Annotated in this window: 15 protein-coding genes and 3 pseudogenes; 9 read left to right on the top strand and 9 right to left on the bottom strand. The window is 70.1% G+C overall.

The features are described 5' to 3' along the window. The first annotated feature begins 1 nt into the window (after position 1). The 3 genes and pseudogenes from OG390_RS01710 (at position 2) to narI (ending at position 2,478) form a co-directional block, all read left to right on the top strand. Positions 2–1,010: pseudogene (locus tag OG390_RS01710) on the top strand (4Fe-4S dicluster domain-containing protein). Continuing rightward, positions 1,007–1,765: a nitrate reductase molybdenum cofactor assembly chaperone gene (gene narJ / locus OG390_RS01705; RefSeq protein WP_406164649.1), complete on the top strand. Its 759-nt coding sequence runs from the start codon at positions 1,007–1,009 to the stop codon at positions 1,763–1,765. Before OG390_RS01710 ends, narJ begins: the two are co-directional and overlap by 4 nt. Then, positions 1,762–2,478 carry a respiratory nitrate reductase subunit gamma gene (gene narI, locus OG390_RS01700; protein ID WP_406164648.1) on the top strand — a complete coding sequence of 239 codons (717 nt, stop codon included), beginning with the start codon at positions 1,762–1,764 and terminating at the stop codon, positions 2,476–2,478. The genes narJ and narI overlap by 4 nt, the downstream gene beginning before the upstream one ends. Positions 2,479–2,499: 21 nt before the next feature. On the opposite strand, the gene OG390_RS01695 is transcribed toward narI, so the two are convergent. The 5 genes and pseudogenes from OG390_RS01695 to OG390_RS01675 form a co-directional block, all read right to left on the bottom strand. Beyond that, positions 2,500–2,901 carry a transposase gene (locus OG390_RS01695; protein ID WP_406164647.1) on the bottom strand — a complete coding sequence of 134 codons (402 nt, stop codon included), beginning with the start codon at positions 2,899–2,901 and terminating at the stop codon, positions 2,500–2,502. 8 nt (positions 2,902–2,909) lie between these two features. Further along, a pseudogene (locus OG390_RS01690) lies at positions 2,910–3,200 on the bottom strand (hypothetical protein); the annotation flags it as partial. 228 nt (positions 3,201–3,428) lie between these two features. After that, the gene (locus OG390_RS01685) at positions 3,429–3,821 is read right to left on the bottom strand and encodes a hypothetical protein (RefSeq protein WP_406164646.1); all 393 of its coding nucleotides are present in this window, start codon (positions 3,819–3,821) and stop codon (positions 3,429–3,431) included. 103 nt (positions 3,822–3,924) lie between these two features. Then, the gene (locus tag OG390_RS01680) at positions 3,925–4,464 is read right to left on the bottom strand and encodes a hypothetical protein (protein WP_406164645.1); all 540 of its coding nucleotides are present in this window, start codon (positions 4,462–4,464) and stop codon (positions 3,925–3,927) included. A 351-nt stretch (positions 4,465–4,815) separates the two neighbouring features. Further along, positions 4,816–5,322: a nitroreductase family deazaflavin-dependent oxidoreductase gene (locus OG390_RS01675; protein ID WP_406177449.1), complete on the bottom strand. Its 507-nt coding sequence runs from the start codon at positions 5,320–5,322 to the stop codon at positions 4,816–4,818. A gap of 188 nt (positions 5,323–5,510) precedes the next feature. Here OG390_RS01675 and OG390_RS01670 point away from each other — a divergent pair, with 188 nt between their 5' ends. From OG390_RS01670 to OG390_RS01660, 3 genes are all read left to right on the top strand, one after another. After that, complete coding sequence (locus tag OG390_RS01670; protein WP_406164644.1) at positions 5,511–6,581, top strand: PP2C family protein-serine/threonine phosphatase; 1,071 nt, start codon at positions 5,511–5,513, stop codon at positions 6,579–6,581. A gap of 34 nt (positions 6,582–6,615) precedes the next feature. Further along, complete coding sequence (locus OG390_RS01665) at positions 6,616–7,152, top strand: MarR family winged helix-turn-helix transcriptional regulator (RefSeq protein ID WP_406164643.1); 537 nt, start codon at positions 6,616–6,618, stop codon at positions 7,150–7,152. A gap of 264 nt (positions 7,153–7,416) precedes the next feature. Further along, a complete protein-coding gene (locus OG390_RS01660; RefSeq protein ID WP_406164642.1) occupies positions 7,417–8,097 on the top strand; it encodes a hypothetical protein in 681 nt (226 codons plus the stop codon). On the opposite strand, the pseudogene OG390_RS01655 reads toward OG390_RS01660, so the two are convergent. Further along, positions 8,098–8,433 (bottom strand): annotated as a pseudogene (locus tag OG390_RS01655) (hypothetical protein); the annotation flags it as partial. A gap of 630 nt (positions 8,434–9,063) precedes the next feature. On the opposite strand from OG390_RS01655, the gene OG390_RS01650 reads away from it, so the two are divergent. Further along, positions 9,064–10,284 carry an FAD-dependent monooxygenase gene (locus OG390_RS01650; protein WP_406164641.1) on the top strand — a complete coding sequence of 407 codons (1,221 nt, stop codon included), beginning with the start codon at positions 9,064–9,066 and terminating at the stop codon, positions 10,282–10,284. 67 nt (positions 10,285–10,351) lie between these two features. Continuing rightward, the gene (locus OG390_RS01645) at positions 10,352–10,810 is read left to right on the top strand and encodes a nuclear transport factor 2 family protein (protein WP_406164640.1); all 459 of its coding nucleotides are present in this window, start codon (positions 10,352–10,354) and stop codon (positions 10,808–10,810) included. Here the strand turns inward: OG390_RS01645 and OG390_RS01640 are convergent. Continuing rightward, entirely contained in the window at positions 10,802–11,053 is a 252-nt protein-coding gene (locus OG390_RS01640) for a hypothetical protein (protein ID WP_406164639.1), read from the bottom strand. The genes OG390_RS01645 and OG390_RS01640 overlap by 9 nt on opposite strands. A 1,787-nt stretch (positions 11,054–12,840) precedes the next feature. On the opposite strand from OG390_RS01640, the gene OG390_RS01635 reads away from it, so the two are divergent. Continuing rightward, a complete protein-coding gene (locus OG390_RS01635) occupies positions 12,841–13,179 on the top strand; it encodes an SPW repeat protein (protein WP_406164638.1) in 339 nt (112 codons plus the stop codon). A 405-nt stretch (positions 13,180–13,584) separates the two neighbouring features. On the opposite strand, the gene OG390_RS01630 is transcribed toward OG390_RS01635, so the two are convergent. Then, entirely contained in the window at positions 13,585–15,093 is a 1,509-nt protein-coding gene (locus OG390_RS01630) for a SulP family inorganic anion transporter (protein ID WP_406164637.1), read from the bottom strand. 455 nt (positions 15,094–15,548) lie between these two features. Then, a complete protein-coding gene (locus tag OG390_RS01625; RefSeq protein WP_406164636.1) occupies positions 15,549–15,758 on the bottom strand; it encodes a hypothetical protein in 210 nt (69 codons plus the stop codon). Positions 15,759–15,820: the final 62 nt, after the last annotated feature.

The following is a 15,820-nucleotide window of genomic DNA, read 5'->3' as shown; positions in this document are numbered from 1 at the left end:
GATGCGTGTCATGGCCCAGATGGCGATGGTGATGAACCTCGACAAGTGCATCGGCTGCCACACCTGCTCGGTCACCTGCAAGCAGACGTGGGCCAACCGGACCGGCGTCGAGTACGCCTGGTTCAACAACGTCGAGACCAAGCCCGGCGTCGGCTACCCGCGCCGCTACGAGGACCAGGAGCGCTGGAAGGGCGGCTGGATGCTCGACAAACGCGGTCGGCTGGTCCTGCGCTCGGGCGGCCGCGTCAAGCGGCTGCTGTCGCTGTTCTCCAATCCCGACCTGCCCGCCATCGAGGACTACTACGAGCCGGTCACCTACGACTACGACAACCTCGTGAGCGCCCCGGCCGGTCAGGACATCCCCGTCGCCCGCCCCCGCTCGGTCCTCACCGGAAAGCCGACCTCCATCACCTGGGGCGCCAACTGGGAGGACGGCCTCGGCGGGGCCCCCGAGCACGCCGGAGACGACCCGAACCTCAGTGGCGGCTGGGCGCAGAAGGTGAAGTTCGAGTTCGAGCAGACCTTCCTCTTCCACCTGCCCCGGCTGTGCGAGCACTGCCTCAACCCGGCCTGCGTGGCGGCCTGCCCGTCCGGCGCGCTCTACAAGCGCGTCGAGGACGGCATCGTCCTGGTCGACCAGAACCGCTGCCGAGGCTGGCGGATGTGCGTTCTTCGCAGCCGGGGACACCGACGTGGTGGCCGGTGTGCTGATGAAGCTCACCGCTCTGCGCTCGTACATGCGCTCCCGCATTCTCGGCGAGGACGCCGACGGGACAGCGCTCGAGGCCGTCGGGCTCAGCGCACGCGAGGCGGAGGACCTGCACCGGCTGCTCGCCGTCGCCAAGTACCAGGACCGGTACGTCGTGCCGGCCGCGCACAAGGAGGACGCCGCCGCGCTCACGGCGATGGAGAACCGCTGCCCCGTCGAGTCCGCGGGTGAACCGTCCGACCGCCGGGTGCAGCTCGGCATGCCCACCCTGCACCGCACGTCCGCCGGAGGCCCCGCATGAGCCCCCTGCCCGCCACCGTTACCGCCGCTGTCCGCACCCGGGTCCGCGCGGCCGCCGTCCGCCGCCGCATCCCGGACCCGGTCGAGGCCGAACGGCGCACCCTGCTGTTGCGGCTGATGTCCCTGCTGCTGCAGTACCCGGACGCCGAAATAGTCGCCGCTCGGCCCGCCGTGACCGCTGCGGTCGAGGCACTGCCTCCGTCTCCCACCGCCACCGAACTCGCAGCGTTCACCGCCTGGTTCACCACTCAGGAACCCGACACCCTCGAACAGCTCTACGTCGAGACGTTCGACCTCCGCCGCAGAAGTAGCCTCTACCTCACCTACTACCTGCATGGCGACACCCGCCGCCGGGGCATGGCCCTGCACACCCTGGCCCAGACCTATCGGGCAGGCGGATGGGAGATCACGGACGGCGAACTGCCCGACCATCTGCCGGTCGCCCTGGAGTTCGCCGCCCTGGCCGGTCCCGGAGCGGGCGAGGCGCCGCTGCGCCGGCACCGGCGCGGGCTCCAGCTGATCCACCGGGCACTGACGGACGCAGAGTCGCCCTACCGTCACCTCCTGACCGCGCTGCTCACCCTGCTCCCGCCGCCCACCGCGGCCGACGGCGCGGCCGTGGCCGAGCTGGCCGCGCAGGGCCCGCCCGCCGAGGACGTCGGCCTCGACCCGTACGCGGGCGGCCTGTTCGCCCCGCCCGGCGCCCTCACGCCGCCCGAGCCGATCCCACCGACCACGGACAAGGAACACCGATGAACACCTCCGGAGCCGATCTTCTCCTCTGGGTCGCCTTCCCCTACGCCTGTCTCGCCGTGTTCGCCGACGGTCACGTCTGGCGATACCAGCACGACCAGTTCGGCTGGACCTCCCACACCAGCCAGCTTCTCGAACACCGCTGGCTGCGCTGGGGCAGCCCGCTGTTCCACCTCGGCGCCTTCATGGTGATCGCCGGACACGTGGTCGGACTCGCCGTACCCGCCTCCTGGACGGAAGCCGCAGGCATCAGCGAACACGCCTACCACGCCACAGCCGTCTGGGTCGGCTCCGTCGCAGGTCTCGCCATGGTCGCCGGACTCGGCATGCTCTGCGCCCGCCGCCTGCTGACCCGCCGGATCCGCCTCACAACCGACCGGAGCGACAAGGTTCTGTTCCCGCTGCTGGCAGCCACCGTGCTTCTCGGCATCACCGCCACCGCCGCGCACAACGTGTTCGGCGGCGGCTACGACTACCGGACCACAGTCTCCGTGTGGTTCCGCGGGATCTTCACCCTGCAACCTGCGCCCGAGGCGATCGCCGGAGCACCGCTGCTCTTCCAACTGCACGCGCTCACCGCCTGCCTGCTCTTCGCTGTCTGGCCGTTCACCCGTCTCGTCCACGTGTGGAGCGTGCCCGTTGGCTACCTGGCCCGGCCGTACCTGGTGTACCGGCGTCGGATCGCAACGCGGGGGCGTGTAAGGGACTTTGTGTAAGTCCTTGTCGTTCACCGTCGTTCACCGGACGTTGAGCCGGTCCTCGAAGAAGAGTGAGAACTGGTTCAGAGCCTTCTTCCAGTGTGCCGCGACGTGGTTGACATCGCGTGCCTTGGGGGTGATCAGCTCGCGGACTGCGAGGAAGAGCACCTTCAACGCCGCTTGGTCGGATGGGAAGTGCCCGCGGTTGCGGGTGGTCTTCCGCAGCCGGGCGTTGATCGACTCAATGAGGTTTGTCGAGTAGACAACCTTCCTTATCTTCGGCGGGAAGGCGAGGCAGGGGGTGAACTCGCTCCAGGCGGCTCGCCAGGTCCGCACGATCGCCGGATAGCGTGGACCCGACTCGCCTGCGGCGAAGTTTTCCAGTGCCTGCTGGGCAGCCTGTTCAGTCGACGCCGTGTAGATCTCCTTCAGCGCCGCCACCAGTGCGGGGTCAGCCAGCCCGCTCCGATGCCCGCCCCCGTGCCCACGACAGCGGCGGGGCCGGCGCCGAACCCGGTTGTGCCCAGTGTGATAGCGCCGCCGAAGCCGAGCATGGAGACGAACCCGGCGATGACCGGCAGCGACAGCAGCCCGTCGAAGAGTCCGTCCAGGACCCCGAGTCCGTCGAAGAGCCCTTCCAGCACCCCGTCGAAGACGAGCGAGAGCGCGACTCCCGCCGGGCCCTGGGCGAGCGGGCCGCAGAAGCGGGTTACGGCCTGCGCGCTCTGGTCGGCGCGCACTTCGCCGCGACGCGGACGAACTGGCCAGGCACGGACGCCGCTTCCGTCGACGGCGTGCTCGCCGCCGCGCAGCAGGCTGTCGACGCCTTCGCCGAAGTCTCAGCTTGGGAAGCTTGGGTCATCTACGGGCGGTTGCTGGGCTGACCTCTGGTGGGGCGGCTACGGGGCCTGCCGTTGCACAGCACTGGTGTGGAAGACCGTGGCGGGACGTCAGAGTCCTCGGACACATCACTTCGGCGTCGTGTCCTCGCAGCTCTCCGAAACTTTCACCACGTGGAAGACCACCGGGAAATCGGTGATCTGCTGGTTCGGGCCCGGCTGGGAGGTGCAGATCTTCCACGCAGCCGGGTCGTCCACCGGACGCCCCTGTCCGCTCGCGTCCTTGAAGATCATGTCGATTTCGGAACTCATCTGCTCGTGCGCGCGCCCGGCGTTGCCGCCGATGACATCGGGCATGACGGCGTCGACCGGCTCGTGGTCTGCCGCACGACGCGTCTCGGCGGCCCCCGAGCTGGTCGTGGTGCTCGCCGAGACGTCCGGCACGGATGACACTCCGCAGGCGGTGGCTGAGGCCAGGAGCGTGGCGGCGAGGGCGAGTCTCAGAAGCTTGGTGACGGTCATGTTCCCCCCAGCGCGACGGCAGTTCGGAATGGTATTCGATCCGATGGCCGTGTCCAGTCGCGGCTCGGCCGGCGGAACGTGCGCCTTCTGTCTCTTGTGCGTCTCACCCGGTGTGGGGCGTTGGAGGGGGCGAACCCGCGTAGGCCGGTGCGGAGGGGAGGTCGGTCGCGGTGGGCACACCGTCCGGCAGCACGTCTTCGGACTGCTGTGAAGTGCTGTCGCCGGGCGTGCCGTCGGGCGCGCCCGAGCCGGTGGGCAGATGGGACAGGGCTCCCACGGCCACGATGACCGCGGCGACCGTACCGAGGGCGCGGCCCGCGCGTCGGCGCCGGGCCCGGCTGTCCATGTCCCGCCATGCCGGGGGCCACCGATCCTCCAGTTCCCACATCTCCCCGACCGCGTCCATCGGGCCCGACCCGCGTTCGTCCGTTTCCCTTCGGCGTTCCTGCCCTGGGCCCTCCGTGTCCGCGGTGACATGGCGGACTTCGCGCGCCCGCTCGCGCGCGGAGAGCTCTCTGGGCGCGGAGGTCCGGATGGCGTGCTCGGTGTCGTCGAGGAACTTCCGCCACACGGCATCCGGGACGGACGGAGTGTCGCCTCCCTCGCCCGGCGTCCTGCCACCGGCTGGTTCTTCAGTGGCCACTGTGTCTCTTCTCCTCGGCTGGCGGGTCCCATCCTTGTGGACGGCGGCAACGGGCGAGGCGTTCCAGCGTCAGCAGATCGCGAGGATCGGCGGAAGGGCGTGCGCATCGCCGAGGGCCGGACGGCGGGGGGCCCGCCGGCGTCCGGTGCGTCGCCCCGACCTGCGATCCCGTGCCGGTCACTCCTGGGCGCTGGGCGAAACTCCGGACCGCCGACTCGACCCCTCAGTGCAATTTTTGCATAGTGCAAAATCTGATCGCTGGTGCTAGCAGAGCGGCTTTTCGGCCTGGCCCTGCCCTGTGCCGCACCTGAACCACTCTGGATTCTGTTCGACGCTGGGTGTCGCCGCGGGTCATGGCAGCCGAGAACCGGGTCCGGCGTCCAGGCGTACAAAGGGAACGGCCCTGCCGGCCTCCCGGAACCCGGCGTCGGTGCCGTCCGACGGAAAACCCATGAACGTGCACAAGCGGCGTGCGGTCCGTGGGTGCCGCAGGGCGTAGCGGGCCATGATCTCGGCCCCGTCGTCAGGGGCGAGGAAGTGGGCCGTGACGGCGTGGTGGCGGTTGCCCACCTCGATGACGGTCTTCGGCTCCGCGCGCAGATTGCGGTACCAGGCTGCCCGCGGGCCGAAACCGGACGCGACGATCCAGCAGCCGTCCGTCGGCTCGTACTCCACCACTTCGAGGGCTGCCCGGCGGTCGAGTCCGGTGACGCGGCCCGTGTGGTGCAGTAGGAGCAGCCGCTTGCCGAAGACCCATCCCAGCCCCCAGCGGAAGAGGAGAATCGGCAAGCGGGCGGCGAAACGCCGCCAGCCGACGGGGAGTGGGGGTCGGCCCGGGGCGGTCTGTCTGTGGGGCATCTTCGCCTTCCGGGCGTCGGACATGTCGGCTCTCGGCCTCTATTGGGTAAAGGGCCGGGATGAGAGCCCCTTCCCCACCGAAACCTTTGCATAGTCTAAAGGCAGGGAGGGGTGTCTGTGCCAAAAGCAATCGGGCGGCTCTCATGCGCTGGGACGTCGCTGGAGGACGTGTGACCGTGGAGAAGCCGATGTCTGGTTTTGCCATGCTGTCGTGGATGCCGGTGGCCGCGATGGTCGTGGTGGCCGTGGCGGATGTCGTCGCCGGGCCGGGGGTGGGGTTTCTGCCGCTGGTCTCGCTCGGGCCGGCGTTCTCCGGGCTGGTCGGCGGGTGGCGGCGTACGGCGCTGATCGGTGCGGTGGCGCTGTTGCTCTGCGTGGGGCTCGGACTGTACGACGGGCTGTTCGAGGAGCGTCGGGGCTTCACGGCGATGGTGTCGGTGGCGGGTGTCACCGGCGTGGGCATCGCGGCCGCGGTGACACGTTCGCGCAGGGAGGCGGAGCTGGCCAGTGTGCGGTCGATCGCTGAGGTGGCCCAACGGGTGCTGCTGCGCCCGGTGCCGCGGACCGCAGGCCCACTGCAGGCGGCGGTGTCGTACACCTCGGCGGTCGCCGAGGCGCGCATCGGCGGTGATTTGTACGAGGTGGTCGCTTCGCCGCACGGGATCCGGGTGATCGTGGGGGACGTGCAGGGCAAGGGGCTGACCGCGGTGGAGACCGCCGCGGTGGTGCTCGGTGCCTTCCGGGAGGCAGCCCACGACGAACCCGACCTGGTGGGGCTGGGTGAGCGTCTGGAACGCAGCGTGGCCAGGGAGTTGGAGGGGGAGAAGTTCGTCACCGCCGTCCTCGCCGAGATCGGCGAAGATCGTGAAGTTGTCTTCCTCAACTACGGTCATCCGGCCCCGATGGTCGTACGTCAGGACGGCGGCGTCGACTTCCCGCGCCCGCTCGCGTACGCCCTTCCCCTGGGGCTTGGCGCCCACGGGAGTGAGGGGCCCAAACCCTATCGGGTGGATTTCGCGCCCGGCGAGCAGCTGCTGCTGTACACCGACGGCGTCACCGAGGCGCGGGATGCGGGCGGCGTTTTCTACCCCCTCGGCGATCGGGCGGACCTGCTCAAGGAACCCGATGCCGACCGCGCCCTTCAGGCCCTGCGCGAGGACCTGGTCCGGCACGCCGCCGGGCCGCTCCACGACGACGCCGCGATGCTGCTGCTGCGGTATCACGGTCATGGGGAAGGAAAATCTGTTCCCATCGTGTGAGTGAGCAGCGACTTCGGCACGGTAGAAAGGACACATGCCGGAGCGTGAGAACCCTGCGGGGGCGATGGACGACGTCGATGCGGTCACCAGGGCGGTGCTGACCGCATCCCGCCTGCTGGTGGCGGTTTCCGCCCGCTCGCTCGCCGAGGTCGAGGAGCGGGTGACGCTGCCGCAGTTCCGGATGCTGGTCGTGCTGTCCACCCGGGGTGCCACCAAGCTGGTCGCCCTCGCCGACCTGCTCCAGGTGGCGCCGTCGACCGCGATGCGGATGGTCGACCGGCTCATCGCGGCCGGGCTGGCCGACCGGCAGACCAACCCCGGCAACCGTCGCGAGACCCTGCTCCAGCTCACCGAGGAAGGCCGACGCACCGTCGAGGACGTCACCGCCCGGCGCCGCGCCGAGATCGCCACGATCGTCGCACGGCTGGGCCCGACACAGCGGCTGGCGCTCATCGAGGCTCTCAATGCCTTCAACAAGGCAGGGGGAGAGCCCCCGACTCCGGCCCTGGACGATCCGGAACCGCATCCGCTCGGCTGGGTCGTGGACGGTGTGATGGCGCACGACGCGTGACGCTCTTCCCGGCCGGGCGGTCCGACTTCCGGACGGCTCTTCTCCGAGCCCTGCAGATTTTGCATAATGCAAGGGAATTGTGGACGTGGGCTGCACTGCCGCACCCCGGCAATGCGCGCGACATGAGTGTGCCTGGTCGGGGTTGCGGAGGTTACGCCGCCTCGGCGGTGGCATGAGCGGTCACTGACGGTCGGGAAGGATGCGGGGATTGTGATGCTTGTGCGCCGAAGGCATCGGCTCTTGCCCCCCTCCGAGCCGCACCTCATGGCGCATCTGCGTACCTCGGTGTGGGGGCCCGCGGAGTTTGTTGGGCTGCCGCCCCGGTGGCTGGTGGGGGAGGGAATCCTTGCGGGGACCCTCGGAGCCGGGGCGATCCTAGGTGCAACGCTCTTCGGCGCCTGGACGGGGAGGCCCTCGCTGGCCGACGGCGAGGCGGGCATGGTGTGCGCGGGAGCCCTTGCTCTGTATCTGTCCTTCGTGGGGGCCGGACGTGCACTGGTCGGCATCGCCGCGTTGCTCGGGGTGTGCCTCGCGTTGCAGGCACCCCAGGCCTCGGCGGGCGTGGTGCTGGCGCAGCGGGGGCGAGTGCAGTCGGTGGTGGTGACGTCGGTCGAAGACGGCCCGGCGGCGGACGAAGGGCGTGCCCGGTACCTGTGCTCGGTGGCGGACGCCGACGGCGTACCGCTCAAGGTCCGCATCTGGCGCGGCTGCGGGCAGGCGACCCGGCCCGGAGACGCGCTCGCCGTCGTGTACGACCCCGAGGGGCGGGTGCCCCCGCGCGGTGCGCGGACGGGCCCCGGCGCGCCGGGGCCGCTGCGCGACCTGGCCCCCTGGGCGGCCGCACTCGTCGCCGGAAGCCTGGTCGCCGTCGTCCGCTCCTATCGGCTCTCCAGCCCCTCCCGAGCCCCGGGTTCTCCGGGCGTGGGCGGCGCTGCCCGCCGCTGATCAGCCGGCCGAGGGGCTGGGCGTCGTGGAGGCGGTGTTGATGTTCAGGTCGGGGCGGGCGGTGAGGACGACGACGGGTCCGCCGGGCTGGGGTGCGGGCCGGGTGAGCTGCTCCTTGGGGAGCTTGGGCGGGGTGGTCTGCTGGAAGGTGACCTGCTCGAAGTTCACGACGCCGGTCTTCTCCAGCACGGTGATGTGGTCGAGGACGGTGTCGTTGGCCAGGTGGGCGAGCTGACGTACGAGCGTGTTCTTGGTGCTGGCGCGAATCTTGGCGATCGTCGGGAAGATCCGGCCGTGGGGCACGCGCATGATGTTGGCGGCGGTGGTGTCGAACTTGATAGGTGGGGAAGTGGCGGGTCGGGGCCTTCGACCAGGTCTTCGTCGCCGGGTCGTAGATCTCGTTCTTGCCGAAGGCCCGCCCGGCCGCGGCCGCCCTTGGGGAAGCGTCGTACGAGTTGCCAGTAGTTGGCGGTGACGATCACGACGAGTCCGATGACCAGGCTCATCATCGGCAGAAGCAGTGCGAGGTCGCCGTGCAGGGCGCGCAGCGCCGCCTCGATCGCGTACGCCGCCGAGGAGACCGGGTCGGCGATCACCGTGAAGGCGAAGGCGAAGAAGAGGACGGAACGACGCGGGCCGCGGGCACGCACGTCGAGGGACGGGGCGGCTGCGACGGCGGCAGTCGACTTGGACGAGGTCACGCGAAGACCCTTCTTGATGTCCGTACGGACAACTCACCAGGGGACACTTCGCCGACCCGTCTCCCCGGCACACCGCGGTCGACGGTACGTCAAAAAGTCATCAGTGAAGCGTTTAGGGGTCCATCAAGATGTCCGGCCGCCCTCTCGCCGCGCAGGCGGGGCTTCCGGCTGACCCGGGCGTCTACTTGACACCTAAGCTTTGCATAGTGCAAGAGTAGGGGGAGGGGCGAGAGCGCCAGAGGCGCGGGAGAGGCGGTGCACGCCGATGAGGGCAGTGATCTGCGGAGCCGGTATCGCCGGTCTGTCGCTGGCCGGCCGCCTGCACAACGCGCTCGGCTGGGAGGTCGTGGTCCTCGAGAAGGCCCCGCGGCCCCGCACCGAGGGGTATGTGATCGACTTCTTCGGTCCGGGCTACGACGCGGCCGAGGCGATGGGTGTGCTGCCCTGGCTCGAGGAACTCTGCTACCCGGTCTCCGAGGCGGCCTTCCTTGACGACCACGGCCGGTGCCGTGCCCGGCTCGGGTACGACCGGTTCGCCCGTTCCCTGAACGGGCGCCTGTTGAGCATCATGCGGCCGGACCTCGAACTCGCGCTGCGCGAGCGGCTGTCCTTCGCCGTCGGCCTGCGCTTCGGGGTCGGTCCGGCGCGCATCGACTCGAACGCTTACGGCGTCCACGTGACACTCACCGACGGCACCACACTCGACGCCGACCTCCTCGTCGGAGCCGACGGAATCCACTCCACCGTGCGCGCTCTGGTCTTCGGCGACGAGCGGCAGTACGTGCGACACCTGGGTTACCACACCGCCGCGTTCACCTTCGACGACCCCGAGGCGCACGCGGAACTAGGCGACCGGTTCTGCCTCACCGACACCGTCGACCGGCAGATGGGCCTCTACGCCCTGCGGGACGGCAAGGTCGCCGCGTTCGCCGTGCACCGCGCCACCGAACCCGGCCTGCCCCACGACATCCGGGCCGCGCTGTGCCGCGAGTACGGCTCGCTCGGCTGGCTCGTACCCCGCGCCCTGGCCAACTGCCCGCCGCCCTCGCAGGTCTACTACGACCAGGTCGCCCAGACCGTCCTGCCGTACTGGAGCCGCGGGCGCATTGTGCTGGTGGGCGACGCCTGTCACGCCGTGTCCCTGGTCGCCGGACAGGGTGCCTCCCTGGCGATCGCCGGGGCCTACGTCCTGGCCGACCAACTCGCCTGTGCCCGCCGCGTCGAGGACGCACTCGCCGGATACGAACGGTTGTGGCGGCCGGTCATCGCACGCAGGCAGCGCGCCGCCCGCAGGATGGCCCGGTGGTTCGTCCCCGAATCGACCCGGCAGCTGCGTTTGCGCCGTCTTGCCCTGCGGTTCGCCGGCCTGCCCGGCGCAAGCCACATCGCCGGCACCACGCTGGCCGGCCGGCAACGACCGTCCCTGCGTCGACTCGCCGCGGTACCGGCCTGGACGGGATCGGCGAACGCGCCGGACGCCGCTTGAGGTGGAGCAAGTCCTCGCAGGCGATGGAGAGTTTGGGTGAGCAGCCCCGTAATGTGGAGAGGACCAGATGCCGTCACGCCCCCGGTCAGGCCCGAGCGTTGTCACCGCTCACCTGCGCGAAGCCCTGGAGGCCGCCGACTGCCGGCTGCTCGCCGCGGTCCTGCACCCGAACGTGCACTGGAGCCCGCCAGGCGGCGGTGACACCGGCTGCCACGCCCGCTCCCATGTCCTGAGCCGCTGCGCCCGCCTGCACGCGCTCGGACTGCGGGCAAGTGTCGAAGAGACCTTCACGTACCCGGCGGCCGTTGTTTTCGGCCTGCGGATCCATGGCGCGGTGCCTCCGGCCGACCCGGAGAGCGTCGTGTATCACGTCTTCGACGTCACTGACGGCCTGATCACGCGCATCACGGGCTACGCCGACCGTGCCCAGGCCCTCGACGCGGCCTTCACCGGCACCACGGGCGGATTCGCAGCGGTGCCGCTACGCGTGCGTGCACATCGGTCGGAGACAGGGCGTTCAGGATGAGGTGACGCCTGCCTGGAACCGGACCGGTCCAGTCACACCGAACTGCGGCGCCACCGGCACCGGCAGCGTGCGCTTCGTGGTGACGCCGTGCACGTCATGCAGCACCACGCGCGGTCCGCTGCCGCCGGACGTGACGGCGGTGCCGCTCAGCAGCAGAATCCCGGCGGTGGACAGCGGGCCGTTGCCCTCGGCCGACGTCCTCCCGACCAGGACATCCCGTCCGCCGTGCGGGGTCGCGACCATGCCGAGGTCTTCGGGGACGCGCCGTCATCGTTCCGTACGGACATGGTGAGCGTGCCGTCCCCGGAGCGGTCGAGGTGCGCGACGGCGCCCGTGATCGTCAGGTCGACGTCGGCGACGTCCACATGGATACGGCTGGGGACGGTCGGGCCGCCGGTGGACGAGCAAGTTGGGCGGCCTGGGAGGAGGGGCTGTTCGCGCAGCCTGCGGCCAGGGGGGGGCGAGCGCCACGGACAAGGATGCTGCCAGAAGTGTGCGGGTATGCGCGGCTGTGCCTGCCATCGTTGCAGTATGCCAAGGTCGGTGCTCGGGCAGACCGTCGCCCGCTCCCCAGGCTGGGCTCTCCACTTTGCCGACTGCTCGGCCCCTCCGTGATACGCCGCTCGGCTCGCCCCTCGGCCGCCCGCGACGCGGCCACCCGCTGCGGTCGGTGCGCACCGAGGATGCCGGCGACACCGCGGGCGCGAACGCCGACTTGGGCACCGGCGGTGTCGTGTCCGTCAGGGTAGTCACCCCGCGCTGAAGTCCGGTGCCTGCCGGGACCTCCCGAACCGCCGTGCTGGGAGGTGGCGTTGTCAGTGGTGGCTGCCAGGATCGTCGTCCTGACGGACACGATCGACGACTGGCGGTCCTTCCTGGTGCGGCGGGGCCAGGAGTGGGCGGACGTGCAGGACCCGAGCGCACCGGCAGGCGGGTGGCACGCGCGGGACGAGGCGCCCCTGCATACGCGTTGGCTCAGGTTCCCGCCCGCGCCCGAGGAGCGGATCCACGCCCTGGAGCAGCGGCTCGGACACCGGCTGCGCCCCTCGTACCGGACGTTGCGCCGGCACCGAGCAGGTCCGGTGGCACGAGGACGCGGCGGGCCTGTCCGAGTACTTCCCCGGGGAGCTGGACGACGCCCCCACGCCCGGGGAGGCGCTGCTCGCCGGGATGTGGCAGCGGGCGCTGCAGCTGGATGTGGGGGCGGACGCGGTCTATGTCCTGCTGGATCCGGGGGCGTGGACGCGGCCCGTGAGTGGGTCGTGCACTGCTGGGCGTCGTGGCGCGCAAGTCCTCCTGAACGGTATGCGTCGTTCCGCGTGTTCATGGAGGCGATGCACCGGGAGTTCCACAGACTGCAGGTGGACCGCTCGGAGCGTGCGGGGGCGGAGTACGTCAACGCGACGACGCGGGCCCTGGACGCGTCCGTCGAGGCTGCCCGGCAGGACGCGCTGGGCGGGCGGTCCGAGCCGGGCCCTCGACGGCCTTGGCAAAGGCGATCGCGTACGGCAGGCCCCGGGCTACCTGGCTGTCCGACCAGATCCGCCTGCGTCGTGGCCACCCACAACCTGGCCATCTGCCTCGACTGCGGACACGGCTGGGAAGACCCGTACGACATCGACGTGACCGTGGACGATCACGCGCGGACAACCGCCACCCACCATCTCGACGGCGGCTCGTACGGTCGCCTCTGCAGTCGCCTCGCTGCCCCGCCTGCGAGGGTCGCAAGATCCGCATCATGCGGCTCCGGGAGCGTTGCGCCGGCACGCTTGTGCGAGGCGTGGCAGCCGCACTGCCGCTCCCATGCGGCCCTCCTCGACCACCTTCGGTCGGAGGAGGGCGGCGGCGGAAAATCATCGGACATGGCGTATGTAATTGGGTCATATCTTGCATAATGAAAAGGTCGTGTCGCGAGAGGAAGGCGAGTGATCGCCATGTCGAACCAGCGTCATCCGGCCGAGCTCAGACACACTCCCGGTCCGACTTGGGCGCCGGCCCGCTTCGAGCAGACAACAGCAGGCGGCCGAGCAGTGGCCGCTGGAGGACTGGTCCTGCTGACCGGTGTCTACGCGGCGATCTCACCCTGGGTGGTCCACTTCTCCAGGACCAACCCGAATCTCACGGCCACCAACCTGATCGTGGGACTCGGCGCCGCCGCGGTGGGCTTCGGGCTGCATCTCGCACCAGAGCGGATGCGGCAGCTGTCGTGGACCATGGTGCCGCTCGGCATGTGGCTGATCGTTTCACCGTCGTCAGTGACGGCCGCCTACAACGTGACCCCCGGGATCGTGTGGAGCAACTGCTGGACGGGGGGCATGACGTGTCTGCTCGGCCTGATCGCCGCACATGCGCCGTGGGCTGAGTCCTGACGCCACCACGACGCTGACGGCTCGAGTGGTGCGTGCCTTGCTTCCCAAAGGGACGTTGGTCATCCGGATCCGGGAGGCGCTGGGTGTGCTGTTCACGGCCGAGAACTTCGCTGTGGTTCTCCCTGCGAGCCGGACCTTCCGACCTTCCACATCCTGCGGACCTCGTGCGCGATGCCGACGATGACTGACCCAGAACTCGCCGCCCAGCTCTTCGGGGGCCGGGGGTCCGCCAACGAACCCCGGGGGCGGCCATGGAGCTGCTGGCCTATCACTTGGACTGCTCGGTCCTGCGGCAGCGCGCGGGGCTTGCGCTCCAGGGCTTGGCGCCGCGAGGTCCCTGGCGCGGTAAAGGGCGAGGGCCGCGGAGAGCGATGTCTCCGTGGCCCTCGTCGGTACGTACGCCGGTCAGTGGCTGCCGGTGAGTTCGCCGCTCAATGTCCCGTGGATGCGGGCGCTGGGCTCGTTGAGCCCGGTGATCTCGACGGTCTTGCCGCGCTGGGTGTACTTGGTCTCGATGGCGTCCAGGGCGGCGACGGAGGAGGCGTCCCAGATGTGTGCGGCGGACAGGTCGATGACGACCTTGTCGGGGTCGGTGGCGTAGCCGAACTCGCCGACGAGGTCGTTGGAGGAGGCGAAGAACAGTTCGCCGGTCACGCGGTACACCACGGTGGTGCCGTCCGGATCGGTGACGGCGGTGACCTCTGCGAGGTGGGCGACGCGCTTGGCGAAGACGACCGTCGCGGTGATCGAGCCGACGACGACGCCGATGGCGAGGTTGTGGGTGGCGACCACGCACGCGACGGTGATCACCATGACGGTGATCTCCCCGGCGGGCATCCGCTTGAGCGTTGTCGGGGCGATGGAGTGCCAGTCGAAGGTCGCGAACGACACCATGACCATCACCGCGACGAGCACGGCCATGGGGATGTCGGAGACGACCGGCCCGAAGACGATGCACAGCACCATCAGGAAGGCCCCGGCCAGGAACGTCGACAGCCGGGTGCGGGCGCCGGACACCCGTACGTTGATCATCGTCTGGCCGATCATCGCGCACCCGCCCATGCCGCCGAAGAAGCCGGTGACGATGTTGGCGACGCCCTGGCCGACGGACTCGCGGGTCTTGGAGGAGCGGGTGTCGGTGATGTCGTCGACCAGCTTGGCCGTCATCAGCGACTCCATCAGGCCGACCAGGGCCATGGCGAGCGCGTACGGGGCGATGGTGGTGAGCGTGTCCAGGGTGAACGGCACGTCCGGCAGGCCCGGCACGGGGAGGGAGGACGGCAGGGTGCCCTTGTCGCCCACGGTCGGCACCGCGATCCCGGCCGCGACCGTGATGACGGTGAGGATGACGATGGACACCAGCGGCGCCGGGATCACCGTGGTGGCCTTCGGGAAGAACACCATCAGCGCCAGCCCGGCCGCGATGAGCGGATAGACGGCCCACGGCACGTTCGTCATCTCCGGCACCTGTGCCATGAAGATGAGGATGGCGAGGGAATTGACGAAGCCGACCATCACGCTGCGCGGCACGAACCGCATCAGCTTGGCGACGCCGAGCGCGCCGAGGGCGATCTGGAAGACGCCGGCGAGGATCACGGTCGCGACGAGGTAGCCGAAGCCGTGCTGGCGGTTCATCGGGGCGATGACCAGGGCGACGGCACCGGTGGCCGCGGAGATCATGGCCGGCCGGCCGCCGACGACCGCGATGGTCACGGCCATGGTGAACGAGGCGAACAGGCCGATGGCCGGGTCGACCCCGGCGATGATCGAGAACGAGATCGCCTCCGGGATCAGCGCCAGGGCGACCACGAGGCCGGCCAGCACCTCGGTGCGCAGCACCTTCGGATCGGACAGCCAGGTTGGACGTCGGGAGCCGCGCAGCCACGTGGCCGGGGACGGTGCGGAGGAGGACAAGACGAAGGGAACCTGTCGTGCTCGGGCACACCCGGCATCACGGCGGGCGCGCAGGAAGGAGTGGAGCACCGGGGCGGTCCTCCACGAAGTCGGCGAGCGGGGCGGACCGAAGTCAGGGGGCAGCAGCAAAGTGACCCGCGAGGGAATCGGGCACTGGTCGGGGGCGAAGGGTCACGGCGGGCAGGCGGCGGCGCCGGGCAGCACGGACATGCGCACGCTCTCTCCTGCGGACAACGGTCTTCGCCGGGGGCTTCGTCGGCCCCGACACGGCTGACGGTCACGTGACGGCATCCCGCGCCATGGGAACGGCTACGGCGGGCAGCCGACCCGGTACCAGAGAGACTCTACCCTGAGTAGAGACCGGCGCCGGTCGAGGCGCTGGGGTGGATGCCGACGCATGGGGCGAAGCCGTCGCCCACAGGCCGAAACACACAGCGGCGCGCTGTGCCTCGCGGTCACCGCCGCTGCTGGAAGGCGACCGCGTCCGGGTGGTTGGTGAGCCACCAGTGGCAGACGTTCCAGTGATTGGCCTTGCCTCCGGCGTCTTCGAACGTCACGACGGCCACGACGGGGCCACTGCAGTTCGGGCTCGGTGCGGTGTGCATGCTGCACTTGAGGCCGTTGTCCGGCGATGTTTCGTCGATGGCCGTGATGACGGACTTCATGGCAGGAGCCTACGACGCTGTCGTGTACGTCCGTCGGAAGTCAACAAGCGGCGAGACCGCCG

This window comes from Streptomyces sp. NBC_00996, from assembly GCF_045162675.1.
Lineage (GTDB): Bacteria > Actinomycetota > Actinomycetes > Streptomycetales > Streptomycetaceae > Streptomyces.
This window is presented reverse-complemented; position numbering and strand designations above follow the sequence as displayed.

Coding starts and splice junctions, on each gene's coding strand:
- OG390_RS01685 (WP_406164646.1), bottom strand. CDS start 3,821: ATGACCGTCACCAAGCTTCTGAGACTCGCCCTCGCCGCCACGCTCCTG.
- OG390_RS01660 (WP_406164642.1), top strand. CDS start 7,417: ATGGCGCATCTGCGTACCTCGGTGTGGGGGCCCGCGGAGTTTGTTGGG.
- OG390_RS01665 (WP_406164643.1), top strand. CDS start 6,616: ATGCCGGAGCGTGAGAACCCTGCGGGGGCGATGGACGACGTCGATGCG.
- OG390_RS01645 (WP_406164640.1), top strand. CDS start 10,352: ATGCCGTCACGCCCCCGGTCAGGCCCGAGCGTTGTCACCGCTCACCTG.
- OG390_RS01675 (WP_406177449.1), bottom strand. CDS start 5,322: ATGCCCCACAGACAGACCGCCCCGGGCCGACCCCCACTCCCCGTCGGC.
- OG390_RS01625 (WP_406164636.1), bottom strand. CDS start 15,758: ATGAAGTCCGTCATCACGGCCATCGACGAAACATCGCCGGACAACGGC.
- narI (WP_406164648.1), top strand. CDS start 1,762: ATGAACACCTCCGGAGCCGATCTTCTCCTCTGGGTCGCCTTCCCCTAC.
- OG390_RS01650 (WP_406164641.1), top strand. CDS start 9,064: ATGAGGGCAGTGATCTGCGGAGCCGGTATCGCCGGTCTGTCGCTGGCC.
- OG390_RS01670 (WP_406164644.1), top strand. CDS start 5,511: ATGTCTGGTTTTGCCATGCTGTCGTGGATGCCGGTGGCCGCGATGGTC.
- narJ (WP_406164649.1), top strand. CDS start 1,007: ATGAGCCCCCTGCCCGCCACCGTTACCGCCGCTGTCCGCACCCGGGTC.
- OG390_RS01640 (WP_406164639.1), bottom strand. CDS start 11,053: ATGGTCGCGACCCCGCACGGCGGACGGGATGTCCTGGTCGGGAGGACG.